Below are 15,098 nucleotides of genomic sequence, written 5' to 3' on the forward strand. Positions count from 1 at the left end.
AATCGCAATGGACAACGACAATCACAATTTCACTCACACCTTCGAGGCACCGTGCTCACCGTCCGAAGCATTTGCGTGCGCAGCCCAGCCGGACCTCTGGTGGAACACGATGATCTCAGGAACTGCTCGCCACGTGGGTGAATCCTTCATCTACCAGGTGCCGGAATTCCACTACTCGGTATTCCGTGTCATCGAGTCCCTCGAGGGGAAGAGGCTGTCCTGGCGGGTCGTCCCCTCTGGACATCCTCAGGAGCTCGAGGAGTGGGTGGGCACCGAGGTCGTCTTCGATTTCGTCGAACTTCCCACCGGCACGCGGGTCGACTTCACCCACGTCGGCCTCCGGCCGCAGCTCGCCTGTCACACCGTGTGCACGACCGCATGGGGACACCACCTCACAGTCGGACTCCAGGCGCTGATGACCGGTGCCGACCCCCGCCCCGTTACCCCGGACTCAGGCGCCGAGGTGGCCGCTGAGGTCGGTGCCCAAAAGGCTGGGTGATGCCTTGCCGGGGCCGGGCAACAGTCACACCCCGGCCTGTGATCTCACGCCGTGCTGGCTGCGGATCAGGTCATCGATGGCCGCCGTGGACGTGTCCGCGCGGGTGGCCCCACCTCCGGATCATCAGTCATCCGGCATCGACTTCCAGATGATTTCGGAGGACTCCCTGTCCATTCCAAGTCCGAATCCGGCGGTGAGAACCTCGGCGAAGTCTGCGGCGTCGGTGACAGTGCGCTCGCAGCGATCGCCGTCGGGACTGTAGGACACTCGTCGCAAGCGGTGCCCGTCCAGGGTCAGCTTGAAGCCGTCGGGCAGTGACCTTACGAGGACCGGAGGCCCGGTGAATGGAGTTCCAGGCTTCGTTGATGTGAACCAGTTCGCCAGATCAAGATCGGCCTGGGGCCGAGGCACATCTGCGAATGCATAGACGGTGCGGAACTCCTGGTCGTCGCTCGTCCGAGACTGCAGAGCCCACTTCGCCTCTGCACGTATGTCCGGTTCCAATACCGCTTCGGCTGGGACGAGGCGGTGTTCACCGCGCGGCGTCCTCCGCGCTCGGCTGGAGGTCGACAGTTCGAGCGCGACTTCCGGCGTTCCGCCGCCGAACCCAGGATCCACGAGGAAGTTGCGGCCATCGACTCGAACGATCGTCGCCTGGTGCGTCAGCCCACCTGGTGCGACCCGACCTTCACCGAGGTGGACCCGAGCCAGGATCGGGTGTGCCGACAGTCCCAGGTCAGTCAGAACTGCACGGATGAGGATGGCGTGTTCGTGACAGTATCCACCGCGCCGAGAATCGAGCAGCTTGTCAGCCACCGACTCGAGATCGAGCGAAACCGCCCTCAGTTCACCGCGGGCAAGGTTCGCAACGACTTCGAGGTTCTCGAAGCAGATCGCCTGCGTGTGCGCCTGCAGAAGCTCATCGAGAAGGTCGATCAGCTGCGCAGGTGTCCCCTCTGTTCGGCGGTGCAGTTGTGCAGCAGAATCGCGAAGACCGAGCCGTTCTGCGTACCGATTGAGAAGTGAGAGCTGTGCCATGGGACGGCCTCCTGGGATGCAATGTCGAGGTGAGCACGGTATCGAGGTGGTTGCTGTCACCCCCGCAGCACGGACTCCAGCAGTCCAGGGAAACGGGAGTCAATGTCCTCCCGACGCAGTGTCAGGCGACGGTTCCGGCCGTGCAGTTCGCTGACGATAACACCGGCTTCGCGCAGGACTTTGACTTGATGCGAGCGCGTCGACTTCGGTGCGTTCGGATCCAGCGCCGAGCAGTTCGCCATGTCCATCGGACCCTCCTTGAGCTGCTGAACCAGAGCCAGTCTGGCTTCGTCGCTCAGTGCGAAGAGCACTGAGGTCAGCTCGATGTCCTCGCGATCGGGATGCGGCAGTTTCTCATTGGCAACCATAGTTCGATAATAGTTGAACTGTTTGAGAATGTCGTATAACCTCCAAGAATGGTTCCAAAAGTTTCGAACACTATGGAGGAGGCTTCTGTCTCCGCAGTTCAGCCGGCTCCCACCTTTGCTTGGTGGTCGCGCGAGCGCTGGCGTCTGCGCCTAGTCCTGATCGCAACCTCGGCGATGATGGCCGGAGCCAGCGCTCCGTCGCCGTTCTATCCCGTCATCCAGGCCGATTTCGGCTTTGCTCCGGTGATGATCACGGTGGTATTCGCCGCCTACGCCGTGGCATTGCTGGCGGCACTGCTCACTGCAGGCGCACTCTCCGATCACATCGGGCGCCGCCCCGTCATCTGTGCGGCACTCGTCGTGCTCGCCATCAGCATGTTTCTGTTCTGGCATGCCGACAGCGCTGCGGCACTGATCCTCTCTCGAGTCGTCCAAGGAATTGCCAGTGGAATTCTGCTGTCGACTCTCTCGGCGACGGTCGTCGACCTGGAACTGCCGCACAAGCCAGGCTCGGCCTCCTCGTGGAACGCAATTTCGGCTATGGCGGGCCTGGCCATCGGCGGACTGTTCGCCGGAGCAACTCTCGCCGTACTCGTCGAGGGCAGCGGCGCCTCGGTGGTCTTCGGAACCCTCGTGTGCACATATCTGCTGCTGGCCGGCATCGTCTGGGTCCTGCCGGAGACCTCGGCGCGACGCCGAGGAGCCTGGGCATCTTTGCTGCCGCGCGCGGCTCTGCCCCGGGAAGTCCGCAAAGCGTTCCTATTCGCGGTGCCGGCCTTCGTCGCCGGCTGGGCTACGGGAGGCTTGTACCTCTCCCTCGGCTCAAACATCATCACCACCGAGTTCCATACGAGTTCCCACCTCGTCAGCGGACTCGTCGTCACGATGCTCGCCGGCTCCGGAGGACTGGCCGGATTCTTCATGCGCAACCGATCCGCGCGCACCGTCACTCTCTACGGCACGATCTCACTCGCCGTCGGCAGCACTCTCACCCTGGTGGCGCTGACCCTCACCTCGCCCGAACTGTACTGCCTCGCCGTCATCATCACCGGAACCGGCTTCGGCACGGCCTTCCCGGGTGCGCTGAAGACCATCCAGGCAGTCGTGAAGCCTGAGGCCAACGCCGAGGTGATGGCCGCAGTCTTCGTCGTCTGCTACCTGGCATTCGGCCTTCCGGTCGTCATCGCCGGGATCCTCGTCCCCGCCATCGGGCTCTTCGCAACCGCATGCTGGTACGGCGGCTTCGTGGCATTCCTCGCCCTCTGCGCGGCGCTTCTCCGCTGGTTCAGCGGCGGACGCCTGCACTCGGCCGGCGCCCAGAGCGCTTAAGCTCATCCCCAGGGCTGGGGCTTCAGCCCATGCCCGCCCCGATAGTTCGGTGAGCTCGGTTCCCTCCAGTCACCGAGGAGCTCCTCCGGCAACGCATAGACGGTGACTTTGAGAGGGTGACAGTTCTCGACAGGGTCCTCGGTGTCCTCGCCGAACATCGGCGTGGACAGGTCTCCCCCGGGACAGGCCGAGAGTGCTGCCAACAGATCCTGCTCCGCGAAGAACTCAAAATGGTCACCCGGTTGGGCAGGACAGGTCTTCATGAAGTATTGGTCGTTGCCATTCAGGCCCGTGCATTGGAAGACGTTGAGGACATCGTGGACGTCGAACTCCGTCAGCCCGTACGGGAGGATCGCGCGCACCAGGTTCGAGTGGCAGTGATAGTCGAAGTCGACGCCGTTGAGCATCTGTGAGACATAGGGGTCGCAACGAGTCCCGAGGGTGTCGTGGAGACGACCGCCGTCTGGATCTGTGCCGTAGTCGGCCAAGGTGTCGCCGACGATCGTGGCCATGGGGCGCAGGAACGGCAGCGTCGACCACAGCCGGTCGAACGTCGAGACGTGCGCGGCCTGCAGCTGACGGGTCCGCGAGGCCCAGAATCTCTCCCGGGGATCGTGGCGGTTCCACAGGTTGAGGTCCCCGACCTGCGGCCCCTCAACAGTGGAGATCCGACAGACATGGCCGGCTGGTACTTCCCAGGCCTGCCCTGAACGGATCGGGATGGTGAACTCCTCGACGATGCGACGGTCTTCGGTGCTCTCCTCGATCGCTGAGTAGAAGTCACGATCTGCCTCGAGGGCAGGATCCTGGTAAGCGGCCTCGGTCAATCGCGGGTTGTGCGACATGAACGCTCCTCACATACTTTCGGATTCCTCATCTGCCGGCAACGATGCCAGCATGTCGACCAGTGTGCGAACGAGCCGCGATCCGACTGACCAGAGAGGTGACCGCGGGCGACCGGCAGGAACCTACCGGCTAAGGTTGGAGCGTTTCAGCGTCAGCGGCCCCGGGACCCACCCCGTCGTCGAAAGCAGACTGCACCCTCGCCACAATCGTCGAAAGCAGACCGCAAAGCCGACGGGCGACTTCAGGGAGTCTGCCCTCGACGTTGCGGTCTGCTTTCGGTGATGACGAGCTTCCTGCCGCGCACTGATTCCAGCTGCGGTCGGCGGTCCCCAGCACACCGACCGCACACGTTAGCGTCGCTGTACCGCCGCACAAAATGCCACAGCGTCGCTAACGTGTGCGGTCGACGAGTGGAGTCGAATGAACACGACTCGAGGCCACTCTCACCCTCAGTCCAGCAGGTCGTGCCTGACGATCGACTGTTCACGATCGGGGCCGACGCCGATGACCGACATCCGGCAGCCCGAACGCTCTTCGAGTGCGAGTACGTACTTCTGTGCGTTCTCGGGCAGGTCCTCGAAGGTCCGAGCTCCGGTGATGTCCTCGGTCCAGCCGTCGAAGTATTCGAAGATGGGCTTGGCGTGGTGGAACTCGGTCTGCGACATCGGCATCTCGTCCTGGCGGACTCCGTCGACCTCGTAGGCCACGCAGACAGGGATGCTCTCAATGCCGGTGAGCACGTCGAGCTTCGTCAGCACGTAGTCGGTGAACCCGTTGACGCGTGCGGCGTAGCGGGCGATGACGGCGTCGTACCAACCGCAGCGGCGCGGGCGTCCGGTGTTGACTCCGAACTCACCGCCGGCCTTCTGCAGGTACTCCCCCATGTCGTCGAAGAGCTCGGTGGGGAACGGTCCGGCACCCACACGCGTGGTGTAGGCCTTGACGATTCCGACGACTCGGTTGATGCGCGTGGGTCCGATGCCCGAGCCGACGCAGGATCCGCCAGCGGTCGGGTTCGACGACGTCACGAACGGGTAGGTGCCGTGGTCGACGTCGAGCATCGTGGCCTGGCCGCCCTCCATGACAATGACCTCGCCACGATCAAGGGCGTCATTGAGCATGAGTTCGGTCTCGGCGACGTAGGGTCGCAGGCGTTCGATGAAGGGTTCGAAGTATTCGACGATCTCTTCGACGTCGACGGCACGACGGTTATAGACCTTGACGAGGAGTTCGTTCTTCTGGCGCAGCGATCCCTCGATCTTCTGACGCAGAATCGATTCGTCGAAGATGTCCTGGACGCGGATGCCCAGGCGCCCGATCTTGTCCATGTAGGCCGGCCCGATCCCGCGGCCGGTGGTGCCGATGGCCCGCTTGCCCAGGAACCGTTCGGTCACCTTGTCCAGAGTCTGGTGGTAGGGCGCGACGAGGTGGGCATTGGCCGAGATTCGCAGCTTAGACGTGTCCGCCCCACGCGACTCCAAGGCTTCGATCTCCTCGAAGAGGGCTTCGAGGTTGACGACGACGCCATTGCCGATGACCGGCGTGACGTTGGGAGAGAGGATGCCTGCCGGCAGAAGCTTGAGTTCGTACTTCTCACCGCCGACGACAACCGTGTGGCCTGCATTGTTCCCACCATTGGGCTTGACCACGTAGTCGACGCTGGTGCCGAGGATATCGGTCGTTTTACCTTTACCTTCGTCGCCCCATTGAGCGCCGACGACAACGATTGCTGGCATGAGAGTTCTTCACCTCAAAGTGAAAGCCGGGATGTCATTACCGCATTAGTCTACTGGGTCACTATGACACGACAGCGAGCAGGTCGCCTCCGCGCCGAGCATGTGGAGATAGACCCAGCGCACCAGCATAGGCTCCACCTTCGCCGAGGTGGTCCGCCGTTGATCAGCCGACCCACCGGCCCGGCCACGCCCCTTGCCCCGCCGAGCGTGTCGTACTTATGCTGAGTTCACCAGTAGTTCCGTCGTTCGGGCACAGTGCTTCTGAACATCGCCGGTGACGTCGACGTCAGGCCTGCAGCCCCGTTGGAGGTCGTCATGTCAATCGCGAGCCAGTCAGCTTCATCCTCGGCGCCATCGCGTCCGCCCCTTCCCTTCGCCAGCCGGGCCGACAGCCTCGTCGGCTCTGTCATCGATTCCTCCGTGGCGATGCTCGCCGCCTACGATCACGACATCGTCAAGTTCGGTATGGGCTCACCTGCCCCCGATATGCTGCCGGCCGCGGACTTCGCCCGGATCGCGAACAGCGTGTTCACGCCGGAGAGCTTCACCTACGGGGAGACTCAGGGCGAGCCGGTCCTCATCGACGCCTTGCTCAACTACCTGCAGGAGACCGGGCAGATCCCGGCCGAGCACTTCGGCAACCGTGATCGCATCGTCATCACCACCGGCGGCATGCAGGGCATCGACCTCGGGTTCAAGCTCTTCGTCAGCCCCGGCGACCTCGTCCTCTGCGAGGCCCCCACGTACACGAACGGCTCGGCCACAGCGCTGAGCTATGAAGCGGAGATCGCCGAGGTGCCGGTCGACGAAGAGGGCATGCAGGTGGATGCACTCGACGAGATCGTGGCGCGGGCCGGCCGGGCACCCTCGGTGATCTACACAGTCCCGACGTTCCAGAACCCGGCCGGTGTGACGATGTCACTGGCCCGGCGCGAGAAGCTCCTCGACTTCGCCCACCGCCACAATTCGGTCATCCTCGAGGACAATCCGTACGGCACTCTGCGCTTCTCCGGGGAGGACATCCCCTCGCTCAGCCAGCTCAGCCCCAACGATCCGCTGATCTTCGGCGTACGCACATTCTCCAAGTTCGTCGCCCCTGGCCTGCGCATCGGCTGGCTCGACACCGATCCCGAGCTGCGCGGCCTCATCATCAACGCCAAGCAGACCATGGATTCGTGCACAAGCCTGCCCACCCAGCACATGGTCGCGAAGTGGCTCAACGACGGCAATGCCGAAACCCACGTCGCCCATCTGCGCGGCTCCTATGGCGAGCGCAAGACGACCATGACGGCCGGGCTGGAGCGGCTCTTCGGCGAGGGGATTCGATCGACGGATCCCGACGGTGGCTTCTTCCTGTGGGTGACGTTCAACGACGAGACCATCAACACCGAGGACCTCCTGCCGGTGGCTCTGGAGGAAGGCGTGGCCTACATTCCCGGCACGGCGTTCTCCCAGACCGGTGACTTCACGAACGCGCTGCGCCTGTGCTTCGCCTCGGCAGCCCCGGAGCGCATCGAGGAAGGTCTGGCGCGTCTGCGCCGCGCCGTTGACAAGTACACGTCGACTCGTTCACACGCCCGCCACTGATCCCGCACTGATCCTGCACTGATCCGTCGAGGACCGTCGGATACCCGTCATCCGGCGGCCTCGTGGTTCATACGCCTCGAACACCTCGAGTGCCCATGTGGCAGGATGAAGGTGATACATACCAGTGTCACGGCGGTGGGGCTCGCCGTACCAAACCTCGGTTCTCCGACAACAGTCCCTACCTCAACCGGCGTCAGCATGCCCGAAAGGTAGGAGATCCCGTGAACAACGTCACCGGCACCGCGACCACCGAACCGCCACCGCCCCCGAGAGCACAGGCCCACATCATCGTCGGGGTCGCTCCCGGCGAGGTCGTCGCCACCGCTGCGACCTATGCGGATCGCTTCGACGCCGACCTCATCTGCGTCCACGTCGACGACTTCCGCTATACCGTTGAAATCCGTTCCGATGGGTCCGTCGTGTCGATACCCATCGACCCGGACCTCGTCGCCGAGGCGGCCCCTGAATTCGATCCACTCCTGCACTCCGCGATCGCCGAAGTCCTCCGAGGATCGAGCGTGAACTGGACACTTAAGACTCTGGCAGGCAGTGCCTCTCAGGAGTTGGCTAGCTTGGCAGAGGAGGTCGATGCGCAGATGATCGTCGTCGGTGTCCGCAAGGCCGGCATCAAAGGCTCGTTTCACGAATTCTTCAACGGTTCGGTCGCCATTCAGTTGGCACAACATCAGCACAGGCCCCTTCTCGTCGTACCCTTGGCGTCAGATCCTGCGGTGGGCCCGTCATATCCCGAGGTGGGGGCGTCGGGCCCCGAAATAGCTGGAGGGGGCGAACAGTGAACCGGCCGCTTCACCTGCGGTTGCCCTATCTTGGCCTCGCCATCCTCGGCGGCACCATGGGTACGGCCGCGCGCGAGGCAGTGTCTCTGGCGTTTCCTCCGTTCGCTGGGATCCCGCTCGCAATTTTCATGGTCAACATCCTCGGCGCGTTTCTGCTCGGTCTTCTTCTCGATACTCTGGCCCGCAGTGGCCCCGATGAGGCAGGTCGACGCACGGTGCGCATCATGGTGGGCACCGGCTTCATGGGCGGCTTCACCACTTACAGTGCCTTGGCGACCGACGCGGCCCTACTCATCGGCAACGGCTCCGTCGGCACCGGCATCACCTACGGGTTGGCCACCCTGTTCATCGGCGGGATCGCCACCTGGGCGGGAATCGCGGTGGCCAGCGCAGCTCACAATCGCCGCGGTGCTCACTCGTTGCAGCAAGCAGGAGATATGCCGCCATCGCCAACGAACACCAGCACCAGCTCCGGCACCACTGCCGAGGCTGACGCCGACGTTCAGGGCGGAGGCGCGCAATGACCCTCCTCGTCTTCATTGCTCTGGCAGTCACCGGCGGACTCGGAGCCTCGACGCGCATGTTCCTCGATGGGCTCATCAAATCGCGAGTGAGCGGACCGACCCCCTGGGGCACGATCATCATCAATGTCAGCGGATCATTGGCGCTTGGTCTCGCCACCGGACTGGCGACCGGTCAGATCCTGCCGGAAGCATGGCATCTGATTATCGGCACTGGCTTCCTCGGCGGCTACACCACTTTCTCCACTGCGAGCTTCGAGACCGTCCGCCTGATCCAAGAGCGCAAATGGGCCATCAGTCTCGTCAATTCCCTCGGCACTCTTCTGCTCGCAACCGCTGCCGCAGGTGTGGGGCTCTGGGCAGGCGGATTGGTCTAAGACTCAAGAGCGTCAAGGAAGTGACGAGCCCAGTCGTGGACGTCGTGGCCAGTGACCACGTCGGCCATGACATCGATACGACTGTTGGCTTCTTCGGCATCCATTTCCACCGCTTGCGTGATCGCGGATTTGAGTTTGTTGAGGTTATGGGGATTGATGAGCAAAGCCTCGGTGAGCTCATCAGCGGCACCGGCGAATTCGGACAGCACCAGGGCACCACCTCGTCCTCTCCGCGCGCAGACGTACTCCTTAGCGACGAGGTTCATACCGTCACGCAGAGCCGTGACGAGCAGGGCGTCGGCAGCCAGATAGAGGGCGATGGTGGATTCGAAGGTATAAGAGCGGTAGAGGTAGTGGACGACCGTACCGCTGAGGCCCGCAAACTTTCCGTTGATGCGCCCAACCAGCTGCTCGACGTTCTCGCGCAGCTCTTGGTAGGCGGCCATCCCCTCGCGCGACGGCACGGCAACCTGGACGAGGCACGTGCGGCAGGGGTCGAGTGCTCCTTCGTCGAGGAGCTCTTCGTAGGCGAGCAGCCGCTCGATGATTCCCTTCGTGTGATCGAGACGGTCGACTCCGAGGAGGAGAGTCTCGGGCGAACCGAGGTCCGCGCGGACGGCCTCGGCCTCCCGGAGCACCGTCTCTGAATGCGCGGCATTTTCAACATCTTCGACGTCGATGGAGATGGGATAGCTGCCTAGTGCCAGCGTTAGGCGACGGGAGTCCTTGGGAGCGAGCTTGTCCAATGCTGTGGAGAAATTCGTGACGTCGGACTCCCGCTGGAAGCCGATGACATCGGCCCCGAGGAGGCCGCTCAGTATCTCGTCTCGCCACGGAAGCTGGGAGAAGAGTCCTGACGGTGGGAAAGGGATGTGACTGAAGTAGCCGATCGCCACGTCCGGGCGGCGTTGGCGGAGCAGGTTCGGTACCAGCTGCAGCTGGTAGTCGTGGATCCACACGGTGGCCCCAGGCGCAGCACACCGCGCAACAGCCGCGGCGAATCGCTCGTTGATGACCTGATAGGCGTTCCACCAGGATCGGTGAAACTGCGGGGCGACCACCTGGTCATGATAGAGCGGCCAGATAGTGGCGTTAGAGAATCCTTCGTAGTATTCGCGAAGCTCCGCCGAGCTCAAAGCAACCGGTTCGAGCGAGATCCCATCGAATTCGAAAGGGTCGAAATGCTCATCACAGGCGCCGGTCCATCCGACCCAGATACCGCCGCGTTCACGCACGACCGGAGCCAGCGCAGAGACCAGTCCGCCCGGGGACGCAGACCAGTGATCTCCACATCGATCGACAGGCAACCGGTTGGCAACAACGATCAAGGACTTGCCTACAGAATCTTCCGACATCAGTGACCCTCCGCGGCAAGATCAGCTCGCACCCGTCAAGGTACGCGCTTCACGGTGCCTACATTATTATTGTTTACACGATAAACTTTCAAAGATCGACAGTACACCAGAAGCATCGACCTACGGGCTCATTGCTGATTTTCAATATACCTGATATGTTGTTTACTTAATAAACATTTATTGCATTATAGGCTTGCAGTAATGAGCATAGAGACCTGCGGACCAGCCGCAGGTGCATGCAGACAAAACGAAGGAACTCACCATATGGGCTTTATCGCTTACCTCATCCTCGGCCTCATCGCCGGAGCCATCGCCAAGCTGATTCTGCCGGGGCGGCAGGGCGGCGGCTGGATCGCCACACTGATCCTCGGCGTCATCGGTGCTGCCCTGGGCGGTTGGCTCGGCAGTGCGATCTTCGGAGCGGGAGTCGATTCGTTCTTCGACCTCTCCACCTGGCTGTGTGCAATCGGCGGGTCGCTGATCGTACTCATCATCTGGGGACTTATCACCGGCCGGAAGCGTCCAGCCAAAGCATAAGGATCGGGCCCCTGGAACGAATGTCCCGGACATCTCTGCACACGGGTCACTGCGCTCCGGTCGCCTCCCGGCGGGCGGAGCGCAGTTCGCGTGTCATAGACTTCCCAGTCGCAGGGATCGTCTAGTCAAGAGTAGGATCTGTACCATGGCTCAGAGGCCGCAACCCATGTGGGCTGCACGCCGACCGGCGATATAAGGAGATTTCGTGGTTCGCCAACGCTTGCACCGACGCGATGTCGTTCAGGCAGCGATCGCGTTCATTGACGAATACGGAGTGCAAGCACTCACCATGCGACGATTGGGCGCCTCGCTCGATGTGGAGGCGATGGCCTTATATCGACATGTTCCTGGTCGTGAAGAGCTCCTCTCTGCAGCCGTGAGCGAACTCATCGACAATCTGTTCGATGATGACCTGATGCAGGAAACCCCCTCGTCATGGGAGCGCTACCTCCAATGCGTGGCCCACGCAACTCGCAGAATGGCCTTGAAACATCCGAAGGTGTTCCCCTTGATGATCTCCCAGCCGCCGGAAGCACCGTGGCTGCGTCCTCCACTGAGGAGCATCCGCTGGGTCGAGCACTTTCTGTTCTCACTCAACCACTATGGCTTCTCCGACAATCACGCCGTCGCCTCTTACAAGGCCTTCACCAGTTTCCTGCTCGGTGACCTTCTGCTCCAAGTCTCGGCTATGGATAGCGATGCCACCCCAATCCCTGCTGACACACGCGAAGAGCAGGACGACGAGGATCTCGAGGATTTCCCCACAGTTCAGCGACTGCAGAGCAAACTCGCACAGAATCATTCTGACCGAGAGTTTTCCGACGGTCTCGATGATCTCATCGAACGAATCCGCACGTCACTGGCAATCTGACTCTCAATGCCGTCCGTCGGCCACGGCGGACACGCACACCCGGTGACGAGCGGCACACGCACTCACCTCTCACCGAAGGACACGTCTTTACAATGCGCACCGAAAACCACCTTGACCTCCAATCACAAATCCTCTCCGCTCCGCTGGCCCCCTGGTACGGCGATTCACTCGCTACGGACACCTTGACCAAGCTGGTCACCGGCAACGCAACTGCGGCACAGAAGATCACATCTCTGCAGAGCTGCCTCGGGCTCTCGGGCACGTCCTCACAGCTGCGCCAGTGGGAGTCTTTGGCCCGGATCGCGTCGATCGACATCGCTGTCGCTCGCATGCTCGAGCCGCATGTCGATGCCCTCGGGATCCTCGCCGAGGCTGGGCTCGAGGCTCCAGCCGCGCAGTCCACCTGGGGCGTGTATGCCGCGGAGGTCCCAGGCAAGGTCGTCACCCTCACCGAGGCGGACGGCAGTGTGATCATCAACGGAGAGAAAGCCTGGTGCTCCTTGGCGTCAGAGCTCAGCCATGCCGTCGTCATCGCCCATCACGGCGAGCACCGGCGCGCATGTGCTGTCGGGCTCGACCATCCCAAGGTCAAGGCCGATCCCAGCTCGTGGCCAAGCCTGGGACTCAAAGAGATTCCGAGTGGATCCGTCGCATTCGACCACGTTCCGGCCGAGTTTGTCGGACCCGATGGCTGGTACCTCGACCGCCCCGCATTCGCTTGGGGTGGGATCCGGGTGGCCGCCTGCTGGTTCGGCGGGGCATTGGGCTTGGCACGCAATGCAACTCGACGCCATCTCGCCCGACCCTCTCCTGCCCAGATAGGCGATATGGCAGTGGGGCAGATCGATGCCGAAATCTTCACGGCGCGCTCGGTCCTCGCCGAGGCGGCCGGGGCCGCCGACGGTGAGGAGCCGTACTCGCGAGCCCAGGCATGGACGCTGGCACTGCGGGTGCGCAATATCGTCTATCGAGCGTCTCAGCGCATTCAGCACTTGAGCAGAGAGCTCGCCGGGCCAGCCGCGCTCACAGGTGATGCCGCGTTCGCGAAGGCCGATGCCGACCTCACTGTCTACCTCAGTCAGCACCACGGTCCTAGGGACGAGGCGTCTCTGGGCGCCGAGCTCGGGAAGGCACTTCAGCAATGACGACGTTCAGTCACCTCGATGAGAGCACACCGGAAAGCGCATGGATCCGTGCTGGGGTTCTGGATCTGCCGCTCCTTGCCACCGACACCTTCGCGGGCGGAGGCACCATTGTGGTGCTGGCAGCTCACCCGGACGACGAAGCTCTCGGTGCAGTCGCACTCCTGTCTCGTGCTCGCGACTGGGACTGCGACGTGTCCGTGGTGCTGTTCACCGCGGGAGAGGGATCGCATCCGAACTCACCCACGCATACGCGTGCCCAGCTCAGGGACATTCGCCTCGACGAGTTCGACACCGCACTGAGCGCACTCAACCCATCGGTGACCAGTAGAGTTCTCAATCTGCCTGACGGCGCCCTGCCAGAGTGCAGCGATCAGGTGTTCGACGAGATCATGAGAGAAATCGCCGAGGTGCGTGGCCCGGTGACGATCGTCAGTCCATACAGTGCCGACGGTCACGGCGACCATGAGGCTGTGGGAGCAGCGGCACTCGAGGCGGGACGTCTCAGCCGCGCCCTCGTCCTCGAATACCCCATCTGGTATTGGCATTGGGCTTCTCCCGAGGACAGTCGCTGGCGGACGTGGCGATTTCTCCCCGATCCCGGCGATCGTGCTCGTCACCAGGCGCTCGACTGCTATCGCTCACAGACTCTGCCTCTCTCGGAGCACGTCGGTGACGAAGCAATCCTCGGTGCCGCGCAGCTTGAGCATCACGATCGCAGCGGAGACACCTTTGCGGTCACCGACTTCAGCAGCCGGAGCTCCGCGGTCAACGACGCGACCACAGCCTCGGCGGTCTTCGACAACGTGCATGCCGATCGTGTTGACCCCTGGTCCGTTCAGGACTCCGAGTATGAGATCGCCAAGCGAGACACTCTGCTTGCCCACCTCCCGCAACGGCCCTATTCGCACATTGTCGAGATCGGCTGCTCGATCGGCGCCCTCAGCCGAGAGCTCGCCCTGCGCAGTCGCAGAGTCACTGCAATTGATGCCAGTCGGGAGGCGCTGAAGAGCGCAGAGTATTTCAACTCGACGAATACCGCGGCTGGTCTCAGCTTCATCCATGCCACGGTGCCCTTCGAATGGCCGGAAGGGCGCTTCGACGCCGTGGTGCTTTCGGAGACGGGTTTCTATCTCTCACGTGCTCAGCTGGAACGGACACTCGAACGCATTAATGCAACGACGACACGGAGCTTCGTGTTGGTGCTCTGTCATTGGAAAGGCGAGATCCGCGACTGGCCGCTGGATGCCGACGAAGTACATGAGGTCGCCCTGGGATTTTGGCCGCACCACAGCACCGTCGTCCACCTCGATGCCGAGTACCGGCTCGACATCGCCATAGTGACAAAAACCGGCCCTCCGGCTGAGACAGTGGCTGAACGGTGATCGACCACCTCGCGGTCATCATTCCGGCACACAACGAAGAAGACGAGATCGTTGACTGTCTGACCTCAGTCGTGTGCTCGGCAGTGCTCGCGCAGCGCAAGGACCCGGAACTCCGTGTGCAAGTGATCGTCGTCGCCGACGCCTGCACCGACGGCACACACGATGTGGTCGCCGGATTCGCCCAGCAGAATCCACTGGTCGAGATACTCAGCACCTCATACAGCAATGTGGGTCGCGCGCGCGATGCCGCAGGAAGGTTGCTTCTTCGCTCTCTCCGTGACGCTCATCCGCAGGCTCTTGAGACTGCTTGGATGGCCTTCACCGATGCAGACAGCCGTGTTCCCGAGCAGTGGGTCGCCACACATCTTCACGAAGCACTGCTCGGCGCGGACTGCCTGGTCGGCACGGTCGCGCCCCGGCCTGAGACAGGATCGGCAGACCTCATCGCCAGATGGCATGAAACGCATCACCTGGTCGAAGACCACCCTTATGTGTTCGGAGCGAACCTCGGGCTCCGCGCAGCCTATTTCGAGAGGATCGAGGGCATCCCTGCTTTGTCGTGCGGTGAGGATGCCGCAGTGGTGGCAGAGATTCTCAAAGCCGGCGGGAAGGTGCGCCGCACGGACAGCTGCAGGGTGCTGACCTCGGCTCGGCTGGATGGCCGAGTACAAGGCGGATTCAGCACCTATCTGCAGAGCCTGATCTGATAC

Annotated in this window: 16 protein-coding genes; 11 read left to right on the forward strand and 5 right to left on the reverse strand. The window is 62.6% G+C overall.

The genetic code is table 11. The features are described 5' to 3' along the window. The first annotated feature begins 7 nt into the window (after window positions 1–7). Window positions 8–499 (forward strand): SRPBCC domain-containing protein, encoded by a 492-nt coding sequence (locus MPN20_RS04865; RefSeq protein WP_242780083.1) that lies wholly within the window; start codon window positions 8–10, stop codon window positions 497–499. Between the two features lie 123 nt (window positions 500–622). Here MPN20_RS04865 and MPN20_RS04870 read toward each other — a convergent pair whose 3' ends face one another. Together MPN20_RS04870 and MPN20_RS04875 are read right to left on the reverse strand one after the other, a co-directional pair. Then, window positions 623–1,537: an arylamine N-acetyltransferase gene (locus MPN20_RS04870; RefSeq protein WP_242780085.1), complete on the reverse strand. Its 915-nt coding sequence runs from the start codon at window positions 1,535–1,537 to the stop codon at window positions 623–625. Between the two features lie 56 nt (window positions 1,538–1,593). Beyond that, a complete protein-coding gene (locus MPN20_RS04875) occupies window positions 1,594–1,905 on the reverse strand; it encodes a transcriptional regulator (protein WP_242780087.1) in 312 nt (103 codons plus the stop codon). Between the two features lie 48 nt (window positions 1,906–1,953). Here MPN20_RS04875 and MPN20_RS04880 point away from each other — a divergent pair, with 48 nt between their 5' ends. Next, a complete protein-coding gene (locus MPN20_RS04880; RefSeq protein ID WP_242780089.1) occupies window positions 1,954–3,234 on the forward strand; it encodes an MFS transporter in 1,281 nt (426 codons plus the stop codon). A 2-nt stretch (window positions 3,235–3,236) separates the two neighbouring features. Here MPN20_RS04880 and MPN20_RS04885 read toward each other — a convergent pair whose 3' ends face one another. Further along, window positions 3,237–4,079 (reverse strand): urea carboxylase-associated family protein, encoded by an 843-nt coding sequence (locus MPN20_RS04885; RefSeq protein WP_242780091.1) that lies wholly within the window; start codon window positions 4,077–4,079, stop codon window positions 3,237–3,239. A gap of 450 nt (window positions 4,080–4,529) precedes the next feature. Next, a complete protein-coding gene (locus MPN20_RS04890; RefSeq protein ID WP_242780093.1) occupies window positions 4,530–5,816 on the reverse strand; it encodes an adenylosuccinate synthase in 1,287 nt (428 codons plus the stop codon). 315 nt (window positions 5,817–6,131) lie between these two features. On the opposite strand from MPN20_RS04890, the gene MPN20_RS04895 reads away from it, so the two are divergent. From MPN20_RS04895 to crcB, 4 genes are all read left to right on the forward strand, one after another. After that, window positions 6,132–7,403: a PLP-dependent aminotransferase family protein gene (locus tag MPN20_RS04895; protein ID WP_242780095.1), complete on the forward strand. Its 1,272-nt coding sequence runs from the start codon at window positions 6,132–6,134 to the stop codon at window positions 7,401–7,403. A 221-nt stretch (window positions 7,404–7,624) separates the two neighbouring features. Next, window positions 7,625–8,200: a universal stress protein gene (locus MPN20_RS04900; protein WP_242780097.1), complete on the forward strand. Its 576-nt coding sequence runs from the start codon at window positions 7,625–7,627 to the stop codon at window positions 8,198–8,200. Next, the gene (locus MPN20_RS04905; protein ID WP_242780099.1) at window positions 8,197–8,724 is read left to right on the forward strand and encodes a CrcB family protein; all 528 of its coding nucleotides are present in this window, start codon (window positions 8,197–8,199) and stop codon (window positions 8,722–8,724) included. Before MPN20_RS04900 ends, MPN20_RS04905 begins: the two co-directional genes overlap by 4 nt. Beyond that, window positions 8,721–9,098, forward strand: coding sequence for a fluoride efflux transporter CrcB (gene crcB, locus MPN20_RS04910; protein WP_242780101.1), 378 nt, complete (start codon window positions 8,721–8,723; stop codon window positions 9,096–9,098). Before MPN20_RS04905 ends, crcB begins: the two co-directional genes overlap by 4 nt. On the opposite strand, the gene MPN20_RS04915 is transcribed toward crcB, so the two are convergent. Continuing rightward, entirely contained in the window at window positions 9,095–10,453 is a 1,359-nt protein-coding gene (locus MPN20_RS04915) for a trehalose-6-phosphate synthase (RefSeq protein ID WP_242780103.1), read from the reverse strand. The genes crcB and MPN20_RS04915 overlap by 4 nt on opposite strands. Window positions 10,454–10,717: 264 nt before the next feature. Here MPN20_RS04915 and MPN20_RS04920 point away from each other — a divergent pair, with 264 nt between their 5' ends. From MPN20_RS04920 to MPN20_RS04940, 5 genes are all read left to right on the forward strand, one after another. After that, window positions 10,718–10,990: a GlsB/YeaQ/YmgE family stress response membrane protein gene (locus MPN20_RS04920; protein ID WP_242780105.1), complete on the forward strand. Its 273-nt coding sequence runs from the start codon at window positions 10,718–10,720 to the stop codon at window positions 10,988–10,990. Window positions 10,991–11,195: 205 nt separating this feature from the next. Beyond that, window positions 11,196–11,861: a TetR/AcrR family transcriptional regulator C-terminal domain-containing protein gene (locus MPN20_RS04925; RefSeq protein WP_242780107.1), complete on the forward strand. Its 666-nt coding sequence runs from the start codon at window positions 11,196–11,198 to the stop codon at window positions 11,859–11,861. A gap of 92 nt (window positions 11,862–11,953) precedes the next feature. Next, window positions 11,954–13,006 (forward strand): hypothetical protein, encoded by a 1,053-nt coding sequence (locus MPN20_RS04930; protein ID WP_242780109.1) that lies wholly within the window; start codon window positions 11,954–11,956, stop codon window positions 13,004–13,006. Continuing rightward, window positions 13,003–14,388, forward strand: coding sequence for a bifunctional PIG-L family deacetylase/class I SAM-dependent methyltransferase (locus MPN20_RS04935; RefSeq protein WP_242780111.1), 1,386 nt, complete (start codon window positions 13,003–13,005; stop codon window positions 14,386–14,388). The genes MPN20_RS04930 and MPN20_RS04935 overlap by 4 nt, the downstream gene beginning before the upstream one ends. After that, on the forward strand, window positions 14,385–15,095 hold the full coding sequence (locus tag MPN20_RS04940; protein ID WP_242780113.1) for a glycosyltransferase: 711 nt from the start codon (window positions 14,385–14,387) through the stop codon (window positions 15,093–15,095). The genes MPN20_RS04935 and MPN20_RS04940 overlap by 4 nt, the downstream gene beginning before the upstream one ends. Window positions 15,096–15,098: the final 3 nt, after the last annotated feature.

The organism is Brevibacterium sp. ZH18 (genome assembly GCF_022748595.1).
Lineage (GTDB): Bacteria > Actinomycetota > Actinomycetes > Actinomycetales > Brevibacteriaceae > Brevibacterium.